This window comes from Nesterenkonia halotolerans (assembly GCF_014874065.1).
GTDB lineage: Bacteria > Actinomycetota > Actinomycetes > Actinomycetales > Micrococcaceae > Nesterenkonia > Nesterenkonia halotolerans.
The window spans coordinates 1,691,460-1,706,970 of the sequence record NZ_JADBEE010000001.1; the positions used below are offsets into that span (position 1 = coordinate 1,691,460).

The window sequence follows — 15,511 nt, forward strand, 5'->3', positions numbered from 1 at the left end:
CCGCCACGTTACTTCACATAGGGCGTGCCGTTCGCGGCTGGAGGTCTGATCCGTCCCACGAATCCTGCCACGGCGAAGATCGTGATCACGTAGGGCAGCATCAGCAGCGCCTCGGAGGGTACCGGGGTGCCGATGGCTGCCAGCACATTGCCCAGCGAGGTGGAGAACCCGAACAGCAGGGCGGCGAGCACAGCCCCGATGGGATTCCAGCGGCCGAGGATCATGGCCGCGAGGGCGATGAACCCCGCTCCAGCGGACATCTCCTTGCCGAAGGCCAGGCCCTGGCCGATGGTGAAGAAGGAACCGCCGAGTCCGGCGATGCCACCGGCGAGGATGACGTTGTAGACGCGCATCCGGTTGACCTTGATGCCCACCGTGTCTGCCGCCTTGGGGTGCTCGCCCACCGCGCGCGTGCGCAGTCCCCAGCGGGAACGGAAGAGGAAGACGTTGAGCACCGCGACCAGGATGTACATCAGGTAGACCAGGATCGTCTGGTCGAAGAGCACGGGACCGATCACTGGGATCTGCGAGAGCAGCGGAATCGGCAGGTCGGGGAGCTGCTGGCGGGTGTTCCACAGCGCGGCGTTGTCGGAGAGCGCAGTGGAGAACAAGAACCCGGTCAGACCGATGACGAGGACGTTGAGCACCACGCCGACGATGATCTGGTTGACCTGGTATCTCACCGAGAAGAAGACCAGCACTGCACCGACCATGGCACCTGCCAGCGGCGAGAACAGCAGGCCCATGTAGGCATTGGTGAAGACCGAGGCGGCGACGGCGGCCAGGAAGGCGCCGGCCAGCAGCTGGGCTTCGATGGCGATGTTGATGACGCCGGAGCGTTCACCCACGAGTCCGCACATGGCCCCGAAGATCAGCGGCACCGAGAGCGCGAGAGCACCGGTGAGCATGGTGACCAGGGGGATGACCGCGCCGCGGTCCGCACCTGCCCAGACCAGGAAGGCGAGCACGAAGAGGACTCCGAAGAGAAGCGGCAGCCAGAGCCCGGTGCGCGCTCGCCGGGCAGCCTGCCGGAAGGCGAACGCAGCGAGGGCGAGCAGGACCACTGCCAGCACCCATCCTGCGGGGCGGGAGGGCAGCTCGATGATCGGGATCTCGAAGAAGTCCCCGGCTGAGGCGAACCTGAAGTGCGTGCGAGCCCCCGCTGGATTGGTCAGCGCGAAGATCAGCGCCAGCACCGCGAGGACCGCATAGGTGATGGGGTACTTCCAGGAGATGGGGCGCACTCCGGTGGAAGCGTCCTCGGACGTCTGTGCCGTGACGGCGTTGGTCTCGACGGTCTGGCTCACTTGTCCGCCTCCTGTGTCGTAGTCGGAGCTGAGCCGGAATCGGCCGTGGCGAGGGCGGACTCGCGCGGGGCGGAGTCCTCGGCGTCGGCGCCCTGTGCCCGGCGACGGTTCTTCTTCAACCGTGGTCGCCCGTCAGCGCGGGGCAGGAAGAAGATGGTGCGCACCAGCGGCGGGGCCGCGATCATCAGCACGATCACTGCCTGGAGCACCAGGACGATGTCGATCGGGGTGCCGGTCTGGGCCTGCATCAGCACGCCGCCGGCGCGCAGACCTCCCAGCAGCAGGCCTGCCAGGAAGGTCCCCAGCGGCTTGGAGCGTCCGAGCAGGGCCACCGTGATCGCATCGAAGCCGAGAGTGCCCGCGATTCCGCCGGCCACTCGGTATTCGGTGCCCAGCACATGAGCGGCCCCGCCGAGCCCGGCGAGCCCGCCGGCGACGATCAGGACCAGAGCTGTGGCCTTGGTGACGTTGATGCCGGCCGTGCGTGCCGCCTCAGGGTTCTCCCCGATGGCACGGAATTCGAACCCGATGGTGGAACGCTCCAGCAGCCACCAGACGAAGACGGTGGCCAGGATCGCGATGAGGAACCCCGCGTGGAGCCGAAAACCGGGGCCCAGGAGGGAGAAGAGCTGAGCCGAATCGTCCACCGAGCTCGAGAGGGGCTGATTGGAACCCGTCTGCTTGAACCATTCCTGCTTCAGCAGCCAGGCCAGCAGGTAGATGGCGATGTTGTTGAGCATGATCGTCACGATCACCTCGTTCGCCCCGGTGCGCGCCTTGAGCACGCCTGCGATGCCGCCCCAGATCGCACCACCGATGATGCCTCCGGCGACTGCCAGGAGCACATGGAGCCCGACCGGAAGGGAGAGGGCGTAGCCGAGGAAGCCGGCGGAGGTCGCGCCGAGGATGATCTGTCCCTGGCCGCCGATGTTCAGCATCCCCGAGCGGAAGCCGATGGCGATGCCCAGGCCCGCCAGGATCAGCGGCACGGAGTAGACCATCGTCTCGGTCAGCGGACGGAAGGCTCGCTCCACCGAGGGTGCCTGCCAGTCGAAGACGGCGCCGCGGAACAGCGATGAGTACGCCTCACGAAGCACCTGGAAGGAGGTCTCGAGGAAGTCGGTGGGCTGAGCGAAGAAGTAGCTCAGACTCCCCTGGACCTGCTCGTTCGCGCCGAGGATCAGCACGGCTCCGACCACCAGGGCAACGACGACGGAGAGCACCGTCACCAGCCAGGAGGTCTGGCCCAGGTCACGAAGGGCACGTGAGAGCCGTCCCTCGGCCTCGGCCCACGGACCCTCCTGCTTCGACGTCTGGGCAGGGGAAGTCCCCGGCTGGGACCCTGAATCGGTCACTTGTTCTCCTCTGCTTCGGCCATCTCATCGGCCTCGGACAGCGTGGTGTGGTGGGTGGCGGCCTGCTGTTTGGCCTCTTCGAGGGGGACTCCGGCCATCATCAGGCCCAGCACGTCTCGGCTGGTGGTCGCCGGGACGATTCCCACGATGCGGCCGCGGTACATCACCGCGATCCGGTCGGCGAGGTTCAGCGCCTCGTCGAGCTCGGTGGAGACGATCACACAGGGAGTGCCCTTGTCCCGCTCCTCGATGACTGTGCGGTGCACGAATTCGATGGAGCCGACGTCGAGCCCTCGGGTGGGCTGGCTGGCCACGAACAGGCGAAGGTCGCGGCTCATCTCCCGGGCCAGAACGACCTTCTGCTGGTTGCCGCCGGAGAGCGTGGAGATCGGGTCGTCCACGCTGCCCATGCGTACGTCGAAGCGTTCCGCCTGGGTCTGCGCGGCCTTGCGCATCACTGGCAGGCGAAGGGCGACGTTGCCTGGGCCTCCGGCGTAGGGAGCCGTGTCATAGGTGTCCAGCACATAGTTCTCGGTGACGGTGAAGGCCCCGATCACGCCGTCGGTGCTGCGATCCTCGGGCACGAAGCCCAGTCCTGCGGCCAGGCGCTGCTTGACGCTGAGCGGCGCCAGGTCCTGATCATCGAGCAGGATCCGGCCCGCGACTGGTTCGCGGATGCCGAGGATGGCCTGGGCGAGTTCGCTCTGGCCGTTGCCGTCGACGCCGGCGATCACGAGGATCTCCCCGCGTCGCACCTCCAGGTCGACATTGTCGACCACGACCTTGTCCATCGGGCTGAGCACGGTCAGACCCTGGACCGCGAAACCGACCTCACCCGGTACTCCGGGCTCTTTGGCGGTCGTGAGGTTGACCTCGCGGCCCACCATCAGTCCCGCAAGCTCGGTCTCCGTGGACTCGGGGGTGGTCTCCCCCACCACAGCGCCGCGTCGAATCACGGTGATGCGATCCGCCACGGCACGCACCTCACGCAGCTTGTGCGTGATGAAGACGATGGAGGTGCCGGAGTCCCGTAGCTGGCCCATGATGCTGATCAGTTCGTCGGTCTCCTGCGGGGTCAGCACGGCGGTGGGCTCATCGAGGATGAGCACCCGTGCGTCACGAGAAAGCGCCTTGATGATCTCCACGCGCTGCTGGGCACCGACGGGGAGGTCCTCGATGCGAGCATCAGGATCCACGTCGAAGCCGAAGCGCCCGGAGATCTCCAGCACCTTCTCGCGTGCCTGCTTCATATCCATGATGCCGCCGGCGCGGGTGGGCTCGTAGCCCAGCGCCACGGACTCGGTGACGGTGAACACCGGGATCAGCATGAAGTGCTGGTGCACCATGCCGATCCCGGCGGCCACTGCGTCTCCGGGTCCGTTGAAGCTGACCGGCTCATCATCCAGCCGAATCTCACCGTCATCCGGGGCGTAGAGCCCGTAGATGGTGTTCATCAGGGTTGACTTGCCGGCCCCGTTCTCGCCGAGGAGCGCGTGGATCTCTCCCGGCTCGACGGTGAGCGATATCCGGTCGTTGGCGGTGAAGGAGCCGAACCGCTTAGTGACCCCTCTCAGCTCAAGCTTCATCTCTGCGGTGTCACCAATCAGCTAAGCGTGGGTCAGGAAGGGGCGTTCTCGGACTCGATGACGGTCTCGCCATCGATGATCTCCTGGCGGAGCTGCTCGATCGCGTCCTGCACCTCGGAGGGCACCTCGTCCTCGAAATCGTGGAAGGGTGCCAGGCCGACGCCCTCGTTCTCCAGGGTGCCGACATAGGGCTCGCTGGTGAACTCTCCGGCGACGCCCTCTTCGATGGTGGCGTACACCGACTGGCCGATCTCCTTCATCACCGAGGTCAGCATGATGTCCGGGAAGTCAGTGGACTCGTAGCCATCGGAGTCGACCCAGATCATCTTGGCATCGGCGTCTTCCAGAACTGGTCCTGCCCCGACGCCCGCGTTGCCGGCCACGGGCATGACGATGTCCGCGCCCTGGCTGAGCAGCTGTTCGGTGACCTCGCCGCCCTGGGTCTGATCGCTGAAGTCGCCGGAGAAGGTGCCCGACTGCTCTTCCTTGTCCCAGCCGACGAGCTCGACGTCGCCGTCGTTGTCGTCGTTGTATCGAGTCACACCATCGGCAAAGCCGTCCATGAACACGGTCACTGAGGGGATCTGGATACCGCCCCAGGTGCCGACAGTTCCGGTCTCGGTCGTGGCGGCGGCGACGTAGCCTGCAAGGTAGGCGGCCTCACCGGTGTTGAACACCAGCGGCTTGCCGTTCTCCAGCTCACCCTCGAGCTCTTCCTCATTGAAGTAAGAGTCGATCAGCGCGAAGTTGGTGTCCTCGTTGCTCTCAGCCGCGAGGCGCAGGCCCTCTTCGAGCAGGAAGCCGACGCCGAAGACGACGTCGCAGTCCTGCTGGACCATGGTGTCGACGTTGGGTGCGTATTCGGATTCGGCAGTGGACTGAGCCTCGGCGTGCTGGATGTTCATCTCATCGATGGCCATCTGCAGACCCTCATAGGCTGACTGGTTGAAGGAACGATCGTCCCAGCCACCTTCATCGGAGACCACACAGGCCTTGTAGTCAGTCTCCTCGGAGGCCGCGGCCTCGCCGTTGTCCGACTCTTCCTCGGGTGCTTCGCCGCAGGACGACAGAACGAGTGCGGCGGCTGCGGTGACGGCGAACGCGCCGCTGGTCTTGAAGGACCTCTTCATGGGGATGCTCCTCATGGTGCAAGAACGGCACCCAGGAGGGTGCCGTGAAACGAGTGATGCAGGCAATAGTACGACAGATTCTCACGCCAAACATTGCACCGATGTTTCTGGGATGTTCACCGCCGCGATGACGGGCTTCACAGTTCAGTCGAGCTGCTTGGAGGTCGTGTCGGGGGCGAGTTTCAGCATCAGCAGCACCGCTGCGATCACGCCGAAGAGGCAGATCCCGAAGGCTCCGGCGAGTCCGAAGGTCGGTTCCATCCAGGCGATGAAGACCAGCGGGCCCAGCCCCGCTCCGATCCGAGAGACGGTCGAGGCCCAGCCGAATCCCGAGCCGCGGACCTCGGTGGGATAGAGCTCTGACACGTAGGTGTAGAGGACCGGGATGCTGATCTGGATCACCATGCCGAAACCGAGCAGGAGCAGCAGCACCGCGGTGGGCAGGTGCATCGAGAATCCGAGCACCACCAGCATCGCTGTGGCGACGGGCGCGGAGACGGCGAGCAGGGCTCTGCGCCCGGTGAGCTCGACCAGGACCGTGGAGATCACCACGCCGAGAAGTCCGACGGCGGCCATCCCCGCTGTACGGATGAAGGCCTGGTCCTGCTCATAGCCGGCTTCGATCAGCAGCGTGGGCATCCACTGGATGGCGATGTAGTAGACGGTCATGATCGCGAGGAAGAGCACCCAGGAGACGGTGGTGACTCGCCAGCTATGGGCCCAGACCAGCTTGAGCTGCTCGCCGATGGCGCTGAAGCTCAGTTTCGGCGGCGCCTGGGTGGGCGCCAGCGTGTAGTGGCGCACCGGCGCGCCGGTGCGGGTGACCATGGAGTCGATGACCTTGCGGGCCTCGTCCATCTGGCCCTGCCGCATCAGGTACATCGGGGACTCGGGGACGAAGAGCCGCACGGCGAAGACCAGAAGCGCGGGCAGGATCATGGCCAGCAGCGGCAGCCGCCAGTCTCCCCAGGTGCCGATGAGCCAGGCCGAGACGAAGCCCGCGAGCGCGGCTCCCAGCGGCCACCAGCCGTCCATCGCGGTCAGCACGCGCCCGCGATGTCTGGCTGGGGTGAACTCGCCCACCAGGGCGTAGTCCACCGGGATGCAGCCGCCGAGTCCGACGCCCGCCAGGAAGCGGAACAGCACGAACCATTCGAGGCTGCCGGTCAGCACCCCCGCCAGCGTGAACACCGAGAAGATCAGAAGAGTCCATGCGAACGCCTTCTTGCGACCGATCCGGTCCGCGATGGTGCCCCAGAGGACCGCCCCGACGGCCATGCCGATGAGGTTTGCGGTGCCGATCCAGGCTGCATCCGAGGAGGTGAGGTTCCACTCCTCGGAGAGCAGCGGGATCAGAATCCCGTTAAGCGAGACGTCCCAGGCGTCGAACATGAACCCGAGCCCGCCGACGATGAAGATCCGACCCTGCGTGTTCCACCGCCAGGGCAGATTCTGCAGGACCGATTCTCCCGTGGGCAGCGCCGTCGGAGGCGTCGAGGTGTTCTGGTGCACGAGGAGAGTGTAAGCCACCCGGCCCGGGCCACTACTCCCAGATGACCTCGAGCTCATCCGCCGTCATATCGACCAGCGGGGTCCCGAGTGTGCCGGGCTCACCGAAGTAGAGCTCGTAGAGGCTGGTCACTCCTCCCTGCTCGGCTTCATACTCGACGTCGACCTGACCGCTGAAGTATTCGGCCTCCACCAGCGTGGGGGTCGTGTAGCTGGGCACCGGGGTGAGCCGCTGCAGCGCCTGCTCGGTCTCGGTGGTGAGGGAACGAGAGATGCTTCCCTCCACGACGGTGGCACCAGAGACATCCTGGGGCATGTCCAAGCCACAGCCAGCCTCCATCTCCTTGGAGGCCACGCATTCCTCGACGTCGGCGAGGATGAGCTCGCGCCACGTCTCGGTGGCCTCTTCTGTGAGCGCAACCTCGAGGGTGCTGGCGCTCGTGTAGCTCTCAGTCACTTCGAGCACACCGTCGCCGTCGAACGTGAAGTTCTCGTCGTCGATGGCAAGCTCATACATCAGCCCCAGGAACACGGTGGCCTCCTGGGACTCGAGGGGCTGTCCGTTCACAGTGGTCGCGAGGTCGCCCAGATCTGGGGCCATCAGTTCGGCGGAGGCGTCCACCTCCCATGCGTCGGTGTCCGGGTTCTGGTACGTGTAGACCCGCTTCGTCACGCCGGCGTCGCCGAGGGTGTAGCTCACCTGAACCTCTTGGGAATATGCGGCCTCCTCGGCCGCGCCGGGCTCGGTGACCTCGAGCTCGGTGATGGGGGCCAGCTCCAAGGATGCGGCCAGCACGTCGTCAGTCATGAAGCTGTCATCCGTGACCTCGTAGAGCAGCGTCCGCGCCGCCTCGGCGTCGCCGTCTGCCAGCGCGGTGAAGTAGGCCTCCACCGCAGCCTGAGGGCTTTCGGCAGCCGGGGCCGCCTGCTCGGATGCTGCAGAATCCTCAGACGATGCGGCGTCATCGTCTGCCGCGGCCTCGTCGCCTCGCAGCAGCAGGACGATGAGAGACACGACGGCGATCACCACGATCACACCGACCCCGATCAGCGCCCAGAGCACCCCTTTGCTCATCCCACCACCTTTGCTGGGACCGCCCGGGCCCTGCGGGTACATCGGGTCGCTGCCTCCGCTGGGATATCCGCCTGGCCCGCCCGGGCCCTGCTGGCCGTAGCCCTGCTGGCCATATCCCTGCTGGCCATACCCCTGCTGACCGTAGTCGGGTCGCTGATCTGACATGTGATGCCCCCATTGCTGCCAGCACGAGCTGACTCATGACCGTCTCCAACACGCCAAACCCCCCGTGGCCTGGTCGCGGAGGCGCGAGTCTGCATGACACGCGCCCCTGAGATGAAACAGTACTGCCAGATCAGCCTGATTCCGCCTATTGACGGGGATTGATTCAGTCGAGGGTGCCGGCCCGGGAGCCGCGGGCCGCGCTCTCCAGCTCTTCTGCCGTGCGCAGCAGCTGATTCGCCCGTTCGGTGAGGCGGCGGGCGGCCTCGGGACTGTGTCTCTCGGAGCCGCCGGCCCAGAGAGCCTGGCCGCGCGCGACGACTCGGCAGAACGCTCCCGCCCGGTCGAACGCTGAATCGATGTCGCCGCGATACATCCCGGCCAGCACCAGGTCAGCCAGGCGGTCCATCTCCTGGGCCGTGGGCGGCTCTGCCACGCCGGCGATGGCGTGCGGCGCGGAGTCGGTCTTTCCCAGGGTGTAGTACTCGCTCATCCGCTGTGGGTCCTTGTTCACGGCGGCACGGATCGCGTAGATCCTCCAGAGACCGCCGGCCAGCGAGTGCGCGGGTGAATCGGACCAGAGCTCAGCGATCGCCTCGATGCCTTCGGTCTCGGCCAGCCGGATGAAGCGCTCGGTCACCTCGGGGTCATCGGAGTCCCGACCGTGGAACACCAGGGCGTGCGCGGTGTCATGGGCCGCCTGGGAGATGATGGCAGGGTCAGCCCCGCCCTCCCGCTGATCGAATGCTGCTGGTTCGGTATACCTGGGCCTGCGGTGGCGAGGCTGGCTGCTCATCGCGTCCTCCTAGAAGAGATTCGCTTCGGTCCGTCATCGGCATCATCGCCGTGCTCGCATGGTGTCCGTCATTATGCCGCAGGCCGCGGCGGCGATACCATAGGGCACGTCTTCAGGGCTTCTGAAGGGGCCTTTAGCTCAGTTGGTAGAGCATCGGACTTTTAATCCGCTGGTCGCGGGTTCGAGTCCCGCAGGGCCCACCGGCCTCCGTCCAGGAAGACAGTGATGCCCGGGTCAGCGCTCCGGCGTTGACCTGGGCATCACTCATTCCCACCGGGAGATGACGGGGTCCCCAGAGGCGCTCAGGGTGCAGTTGACCTTGCCCCCGAACAAGGAGCACACTGGAGATGTGCCGGGCTGCGGTAACCCCCGGGCTCCATTCTCGAGCCGCTTCGAGCGGCCACGCGCCGTGAGGCGTTCCCAGCCCGGCACACCCCCTCTCCTCATGGACCTGCACAGGTGCGGGCTCTCCCTTGCGCGTCTCGGGCGCTGACCTGGCGTTCTCTGCCCCGGCCTCGCAGGGGTGTTCATCTCCGCGCTATACACTCAGGGCCGACACGTCGACAACCGTTCACCCTGGGGACACGCACCGCATGATCGTACGCAGAGGCCAGCGCCAGCCTGAGGCCACCGACATTCTCGCGAGCATCGCCCGTGAAGTGCGCGCCGGTGTCCAGCTGATCTCCCAACTCCTGGGGAGCACCCAGGACGACCGAGCAGCCCTGCGGGAGCAGCTGATCGAGTTCGAGGGTCGCGCGATGGATCTGCACTTCAACCTCATGACCCACATCCGCAGCGTGTTCCTCACTCCGCTGCCGCGGCAGGACATCTACGCCCTCTCCCAGCAGCTCAACCGCACGATGGAACACGTCGTGGCCGCCGGGGACCTTATTCTGGCCCGTCCGAACCTGAGCCTCCCGACACAGAGCGCCGATCAGCTGGAGACGCTGAGCCGACAGCTGGACCTCACAGTGGCAGCCATGTCCCGGCTGGAGGACTTCGATCTGCTGGAAGAGTATTGGATCCAGATGCAGCGCCTGACCAAGCAGGCGAACAGAACCCACCGTGCGTGGATGACCTCCACCGACAACGCCTTCCAGCCGAACATCGCGCTGCAGCAGGCGCAGGTCGCCGACGCGCTGCTCGCGGCCGTCGAGGACCAGCGGACGGTCGCGGTCACTGCCGGCTCGATCATCGTCCGCGAGTCCTGAGGCGGCTCCGTGGAGTCGATGCTGCTGGGTCTCATCTGCGTGCTGCTGGTCCCGAACGCGTTCGTCGCCGGACTGCATGATGTCCCCAACGCGATCGCCATCCCGGTGCGCACGCGAGCCCTCAGTGCACGATCCGCGACCCGCATGGCGGCGGGGTTCAATGCCCTAGGCGTCCTGCTGGCGCTTCCGCTGGGCATCTACCTCTACACCTGGTTCGAGTTCCCCCGCATGGACCCGAGCCTGCTGCTCGCCGTCGTCCTGTCGGCCTCGGTCTCGCTGCTGGGCTGGAACCTGTTCACCTATATGCGCGGAATGCCCACATCCACCACGCACGCGCTGCTGGCCGCGTTTCTCGGCGGCACTGTGGCGGCCTCCACCGTCGCTGATCTGAACATCGCAGAGGTGCTCGCGATGCCGTGGGCGGGCGCGGTGATGACGCTGCTGCTCTCACCGCTGGTGGCCTTCGGGCTGGCTTATCTTCTGGTCTTCGTCGCCGTGCGCTTTGCGCGCGGTGAAGACCCGGATTCGGTGAACACCACCTCGCGGATGGCGCAGTCGGTCAGCGTAGGGGTGACCTCGCTGGGCACCGGGCTGCAGCAGGGACAGCGGCTCTCCTTCGTCCTGCTGACCGCGCTGGTCGCGGCGCAGGTGGAGGACGCCGAGCAATGGCTTCCCTATGTCTATGTCGGCTTCGCCGTGTTGATCGGAGCGGGCTGTCTGACCGGTGGGTGGCGGATCGGACACACGTTGGGACACCGGCTGGTGGATATCGACCCGCTGCGTGGGATGGTCGCGACGACGACGACCTCCGCGCTGCTGTTCATCGGGTCGCTGGGCTTCGCACTGCCGCTGTCGACCTCGCTGACCGCAGCCTCGACCATCATCGGGGCCGGGTCCAACCAGCGATTCGCCACCGTGCACTGGCGGCAGTTCCGCCGGATCTGCCTCTACTGGGTGCTGACGCCTCTGGCCGCGGGCACGGCGACCGCCATCTTCACCCTGGCCATGAGCCCACTCCTGGGCTGAGGGAGCCGACTCACCCGAGCTGGATCGGCTGGCCGACCATCCGACAGAGATCAGTCGAGCTGGATCAGCCGAAGCGGCCGGAGACGTAATCCTCGGTGGACTTCTCCTTGGGGGTGTTGAAGATCGAGGTGGTGTCGTCGTACTCGATCAGCTTGCCGGGCTTTCCGGTGCCGGCGATGTTGAAGAACGCGGTCTTCTGCGAGACGCGGGCCGCCTGCTGCATGTTGTGGGTCACGATGATCACCGTGTAGTCCCGCTGCAGCTCACCGATCAGATCTTCGATCGCCAGCGTGGAGATCGGGTCCAGGGCGGAGCACGGCTCGTCCATGAGGATCACATCGGGCTTCACGGCGATCGTGCGCGCAATGCAGAGACGCTGCTGCTGGCCACCGGAAAGGCCCGAGCCCGGCTTGTCGAGCCTGTCCTTGACCTCGGTCCAGAGGTTGGCGCTGCTCAGGGCAGACTCCACGATGTCATCGGACTCGGACCTGGACAGCCGAGCGCCGTTGAGCTTATAGCCGGCGAGGACGTTCTCCCGCAGGCTCATCGTCGGGAACGGGTTCGGCCGCTGGAACACCATGCCGACCTGTGTCCGCACGGTCACCGGGTCCACGCCCGGAGCATAGATGTCCTCTCCGTCAAGGAGCAGCTCGCCTTTGACCCGAGCGCCGGGAAGCACCTCGTGCATGCGGTTCAGCGACCTCAGGAAGGTGGTCTTGCCGCAGCCGGATGGGCCGATGAACGCTGTCACGGCACGGGCGTCGATGCTCATATTGATGCCCTCCACTGCGAGGAAATCCCCGTAGTAGACGTTGAGATCGACGGCATCTACACGCTTAGACATAACTTGTAATCACACTTTCTCTGGAGAGATCAAGGGTAGACCGCGGTGGCGGCGGTCAGCGCCCGGCCTGCTTGGGCGCGAAGAGCGTGGCGATGAGCCGAGCGAAGAGGTTCAGCCCCATCACGATCAGGATAAGCACCAGCGCCGCCGCCCAGGCGCGCTGCTCGGAGGGGTCCGAGAAGTTCGGCGAGGTGGGGTTCTGGAACTGACGGAAGATGTACACCGGCAGCGCGGTCATCCAGCCCTGGAAGAGATTCCAGTTCGTGTTGACCACGAAGCCCGCCGTGACAAGGATCGGAGCGGTCTCGCCGATCACACGTGCGATGGCCAGGGTGACACCAGAGGCGATGCCGGAGATGGCGGTGGGAAGCACCACCTTGAGGATGGTGCGCCATTTGCGCACCCCCAGGGCATAGGAGGCTTCACGCAGCTCATTGGGCACCACCCGGAGCATCTCCTCGGTGGTCCTGACCACCACCGGCACCATCAGCACGGAAAGCGCAATCGCCGCCGTGATGCCCAGTGTTGAGCGCTGGGTGGAGAGCAGCCCGGTCACACTGCTGAAGACCGAGAGGAACCATGCCATGGCCGCACCGGCGAACAGGCCGGCGACGATGGACGGGATGCCGGTCATCACATCGACGAAGAAGGTGATGGCGCGGGAGAGCGGGCCCCCGCGGGAGTATTCGACCAGGTAGATCGAAGTCATCAGTCCGATGGGCACGGAGATCGCGGTGGCCGCCAGGGTGATCAGCAGTGACCCGATCATGGCGTGGCGGATGCCGCCGAGGACCGGCGTGCCCTCGGTCTGGGACTGCTCGTCGACGAGGCCTGTGACGCCCTGCATCTCCGAGTTCAAGAATCCTGGTTCCGTCAATCCCTGGATGCCCACGGAGGACACCGACCAGATCACCGAGACCAGCGGCATGAGCGCGAGAGCGAAGGCCAGGTAGATCAGGTTTGTCCAGAGCGCGTCTGTGGCCCTGCGGCGATTCACCCGGGTGCGCGTGATGAAGTAGCTGCTCGCCACATAGATCACGGCGGTGAAGATGAACCAGGTGGCGAGGTTGAACCCGAGGAGCGCCGAGAGCGCTGCGCCGATCACCACGGCGGCGGCGAGCAGAGCCATCCACAGCCAGGAGGGAAGCGTGTTCTGCGTCAGCGAGCTGCGGCGTCGATTGCCTTCGCTCAGCTGGGGCGGGCCGGAGGGGCTCTGCACGGAGGTAGGAGTGGGGGTCTGTGTCATCAGTTGGCTCCCGAGAATTCCTTGTGGCGGCTGACGATCCAGCGCGCTGTCATGTTCACCAGAAGGGTGATGATGAACAGCACCAGGCCGATGGCGATGAGCTGGGCCTGCCGCTCAGAGCCGGGGGGCGCCTCAGGGAACCCGAGGGCGATCTCGGCAGGGATGGTGCTGTTTCCGTTGGAGATCAGCGAGGCGGTGAGCATGCCCGGGGAGAGCACGAGGGCCACTGCCATGGTCTCACCCAGCGCGCGGCCGAGCCCCAGCATGATCCCCGAGATGATGCCCGCCCGGGCGAACGGGAAGACAGACATCTTGATCATCTCCCAGCGCGTGGCTCCCAGCGCCAGGGCGGCCTCTTCGTGCAGCTTGGGGGTCTGGATGAAGATCTCGCGGCATACCGAGGTGATGATCGGAAGGATCATCACGCCGAGCACGATTCCTGCGGTGAAGATGGTTCGGCCGGTCTGTGACGGGTCACCGGCGAAGAACGGCAGGAACCCGAGATTCTCATGGAGCCAGTTGTAGACCGGGATCAGCTCCGGGCCCAGGAAGCTCATGCCCCACGCGCCATAGACCACGGAGGGGATGGCCGCGAGGAGGTCGATGACGTATCCGATGGACTTGGACCAGCGCGGCGGCGCGTAGTGCGAGATGTACAGCGCCACCCCCACTGCCACCGGGGCAGCGAGCACGATGGCGATCAGCGAAGCGACGAGCGTGCCGATCACCAGCGGGTAGGCGTACTCCAGGAATGCGCCGATGATCCATCCGCCCTGGTCCTCCTGGTAGACCGCGTCCCTGGAGTTTGCCGCGAGGAACAGGACCACGAAGGCAAGGGTCAGCAGGATCAAGACGCCGGCGGAGACCGTCAGCGCTGAAAAGACGCGGTCTCCTGCGACTCCCCGTTTATCGGACTGAGTCAGTGAGCTGCTCACCTGGTCTGCCTCTCAAATCTGTGGTCGATAAGTGCTGGTGCAGCATGGACGGACCTCGGGCGGAAGAAGCCTGGATTCAGACTCCCCCGCCCGAGGTCCGCGCACGTCATACGCTGCAGTTGCCGTTCAAGCTCACTCTGCCACGGTGATGGCGGAGAGGGACTCCATGGCTCCGCTGCGCAGGTCCTCGGAGATCGGAGCGTTTCCTGCCGCTGCCTCAGCCGTGGCCTGACCGTCCTCGGAGAGAACGTACTCGCCGAAGGCGACGGCAAGGTCAGCTGTCTCCTGGTCCGGGTACTCGTTGCAGAAGATGTGGTAGCTGACCAGCACGACCGGGTAGGCGCCGGACTCTTCGGTCCTGCGATCCAGCTCGTAGGCCATGTTGTTCGAAGCCTGTCCCTCCACCGGGGAGGACGATGCCACTGCCTGCGAGGCTGCCTCAGGTGAGTACTCGACGTACTCTTCGCCGACCTGCACGGCAACCGTGCCCAGATCACCGATCTGGGAAGCGTCCGCGTAGGTGATGGCGCCATCGGTATCTGAAGTCAGGCCGACGACGCCGGAAGTCTGCTGAGCAGATTCCGCGGCGATCTCGCCCGGCCATTCACCGGAGACCTCGTAGTCCCAGACGTCCGACGCTGTTGCGAGGTAGTCCACGAAGTTCTCGGTGGTCCCGGAGTCGTCTGCGCGGTGCACGACGGTGATCGGGGTGGAGGGCAGTTCGATGTCCGGGTTGTGCTCGGCGATGGCCTCATCGTCCCAGCTCGTGACCTCGCCGGCGAAGATGGAGGCGATGGTGTCGGCGTCGAGGTTCAGGGTGTCGTCGATGCCTTCGACGTTGAACGCGACTGCCACGGGGGAGATGTAGGACGGCACGTGGAATGCTCCCTCGGGACCGCAGATCTCCTTGGAGGACTCCCACTCCTCATCGCTCATCGCCGCGTCGGATCCAGCGAAGTCGTACTCGCCGCCGAGGAAGCCGTCGCGGCCGCCGCCGGAGCCCACGGAGGCGTAGTTGACCTGCGCGTCGGGAGCAACCGAGGTGAAGCCGTCGGTCCATGCCGTCATCGCAGCCTCCTGGGAGGAAGCGCCGCCGCCGACCAGGGTGCCCGCAACTTCGCTGCTCGCGCCCTCGCCCTCGGAGTCGCCCTCAGCGGCAGGGGTGTTGGATTCTCCACAGCCCACAAGGGCCAGGGATGCCACGGACAGGATGGCCGCTGTGCGGCCGAAGCTCTTCATCTTCACGTTTAATTGCCTCTCTGAGGTTTCATCAGGCGTCAATCGCGCCATTTGAAGGAGTCTGTGCGGTTCTTCCGGGGGTGCGTCCGG

13 protein-coding genes and 1 tRNA gene are annotated in these 15,511 nt (G+C 65.7%); 3 read left to right on the forward strand and 11 right to left on the reverse strand.

The window, feature by feature from the left end; all coding sequences use genetic code 11:
• Positions 1-8 precede the first annotated feature (8 nt).
• The 7 genes from H4W26_RS07710 to H4W26_RS07740 form a co-directional block, all read right to left on the reverse strand.
• Positions 9-1,307, reverse strand: a complete 1,299-nt coding sequence (locus tag H4W26_RS07710; RefSeq protein ID WP_192591496.1) for an ABC transporter permease — start codon at positions 1,305-1,307, stop codon at positions 9-11.
• Positions 1,304-2,662 carry an ABC transporter permease gene (locus H4W26_RS07715; protein ID WP_192591497.1) on the reverse strand — a complete coding sequence of 453 codons (1,359 nt, stop codon included), beginning with the start codon at positions 2,660-2,662 and terminating at the stop codon, positions 1,304-1,306. The genes H4W26_RS07710 and H4W26_RS07715 overlap by 4 nt, the downstream gene beginning before the upstream one ends.
• Complete coding sequence (locus H4W26_RS07720) at positions 2,659-4,248, reverse strand: ABC transporter ATP-binding protein (protein ID WP_192591498.1); 1,590 nt, start codon at positions 4,246-4,248, stop codon at positions 2,659-2,661. Before H4W26_RS07720 ends, H4W26_RS07715 begins: the two co-directional genes overlap by 4 nt.
• Before the next feature lie 32 nt (positions 4,249-4,280).
• On the reverse strand, positions 4,281-5,378 hold the full coding sequence (locus H4W26_RS07725; protein ID WP_192591499.1) for a BMP family lipoprotein: 1,098 nt from the start codon (positions 5,376-5,378) through the stop codon (positions 4,281-4,283).
• Positions 5,379-5,522: 144 nt separating this feature from the next.
• Positions 5,523-6,890 carry an MFS transporter gene (locus H4W26_RS07730; RefSeq protein WP_318779804.1) on the reverse strand — a complete coding sequence of 456 codons (1,368 nt, stop codon included), beginning with the start codon at positions 6,888-6,890 and terminating at the stop codon, positions 5,523-5,525.
• Positions 6,891-6,921: 31 nt separating this feature from the next.
• On the reverse strand, positions 6,922-8,127 hold the full coding sequence (locus H4W26_RS07735; RefSeq protein WP_192591501.1) for a hypothetical protein: 1,206 nt from the start codon (positions 8,125-8,127) through the stop codon (positions 6,922-6,924).
• 163 nt (positions 8,128-8,290) lie between these two features.
• Positions 8,291-8,920, reverse strand: a complete 630-nt coding sequence (locus H4W26_RS07740; protein ID WP_192591502.1) for a hypothetical protein — start codon at positions 8,918-8,920, stop codon at positions 8,291-8,293.
• Positions 8,921-9,047: 127 nt separating this feature from the next.
• On the opposite strand from H4W26_RS07740, the gene H4W26_RS07745 reads away from it, so the two are divergent.
• The 3 genes from H4W26_RS07745 to H4W26_RS07755 all read left to right on the forward strand — a co-directional run bounded on the left by H4W26_RS07745 (position 9,048) and on the right by H4W26_RS07755 (position 11,157).
• Positions 9,048-9,120, forward strand: a tRNA-Lys gene (locus H4W26_RS07745).
• A 393-nt stretch (positions 9,121-9,513) separates the two neighbouring features.
• On the forward strand, positions 9,514-10,131 hold the full coding sequence (locus H4W26_RS07750) for a DUF47 domain-containing protein (protein WP_192591503.1): 618 nt from the start codon (positions 9,514-9,516) through the stop codon (positions 10,129-10,131).
• Between the two features lie 18 nt (positions 10,132-10,149).
• Positions 10,150-11,157: an inorganic phosphate transporter gene (locus H4W26_RS07755; protein WP_225939925.1), complete on the forward strand. Its 1,008-nt coding sequence runs from the start codon at positions 10,150-10,152 to the stop codon at positions 11,155-11,157.
• Between the two features lie 64 nt (positions 11,158-11,221).
• On the opposite strand, the gene pstB is transcribed toward H4W26_RS07755, so the two are convergent.
• The 4 genes from pstB to pstS all read right to left on the reverse strand — a co-directional run bounded on the left by pstB (position 11,222) and on the right by pstS (position 15,427).
• Positions 11,222-12,001: a phosphate ABC transporter ATP-binding protein PstB gene (gene pstB, locus H4W26_RS07760; RefSeq protein ID WP_192591505.1), complete on the reverse strand. Its 780-nt coding sequence runs from the start codon at positions 11,999-12,001 to the stop codon at positions 11,222-11,224.
• 55 nt (positions 12,002-12,056) lie between these two features.
• A complete protein-coding gene (gene pstA / locus H4W26_RS07765; RefSeq protein WP_192591506.1) occupies positions 12,057-13,247 on the reverse strand; it encodes a phosphate ABC transporter permease PstA in 1,191 nt (396 codons plus the stop codon).
• Entirely contained in the window at positions 13,247-14,182 is a 936-nt protein-coding gene (gene pstC, locus H4W26_RS07770) for a phosphate ABC transporter permease subunit PstC (protein ID WP_192591507.1), read from the reverse strand. The genes pstA and pstC overlap by 1 nt, the downstream gene beginning before the upstream one ends.
• Before the next feature lie 132 nt (positions 14,183-14,314).
• Positions 14,315-15,427 carry a phosphate ABC transporter substrate-binding protein PstS gene (pstS, locus tag H4W26_RS07775; protein ID WP_378625988.1) on the reverse strand — a complete coding sequence of 371 codons (1,113 nt, stop codon included), beginning with the start codon at positions 15,425-15,427 and terminating at the stop codon, positions 14,315-14,317.
• Between the last annotated feature and the right edge of the window lie 84 nt (positions 15,428-15,511).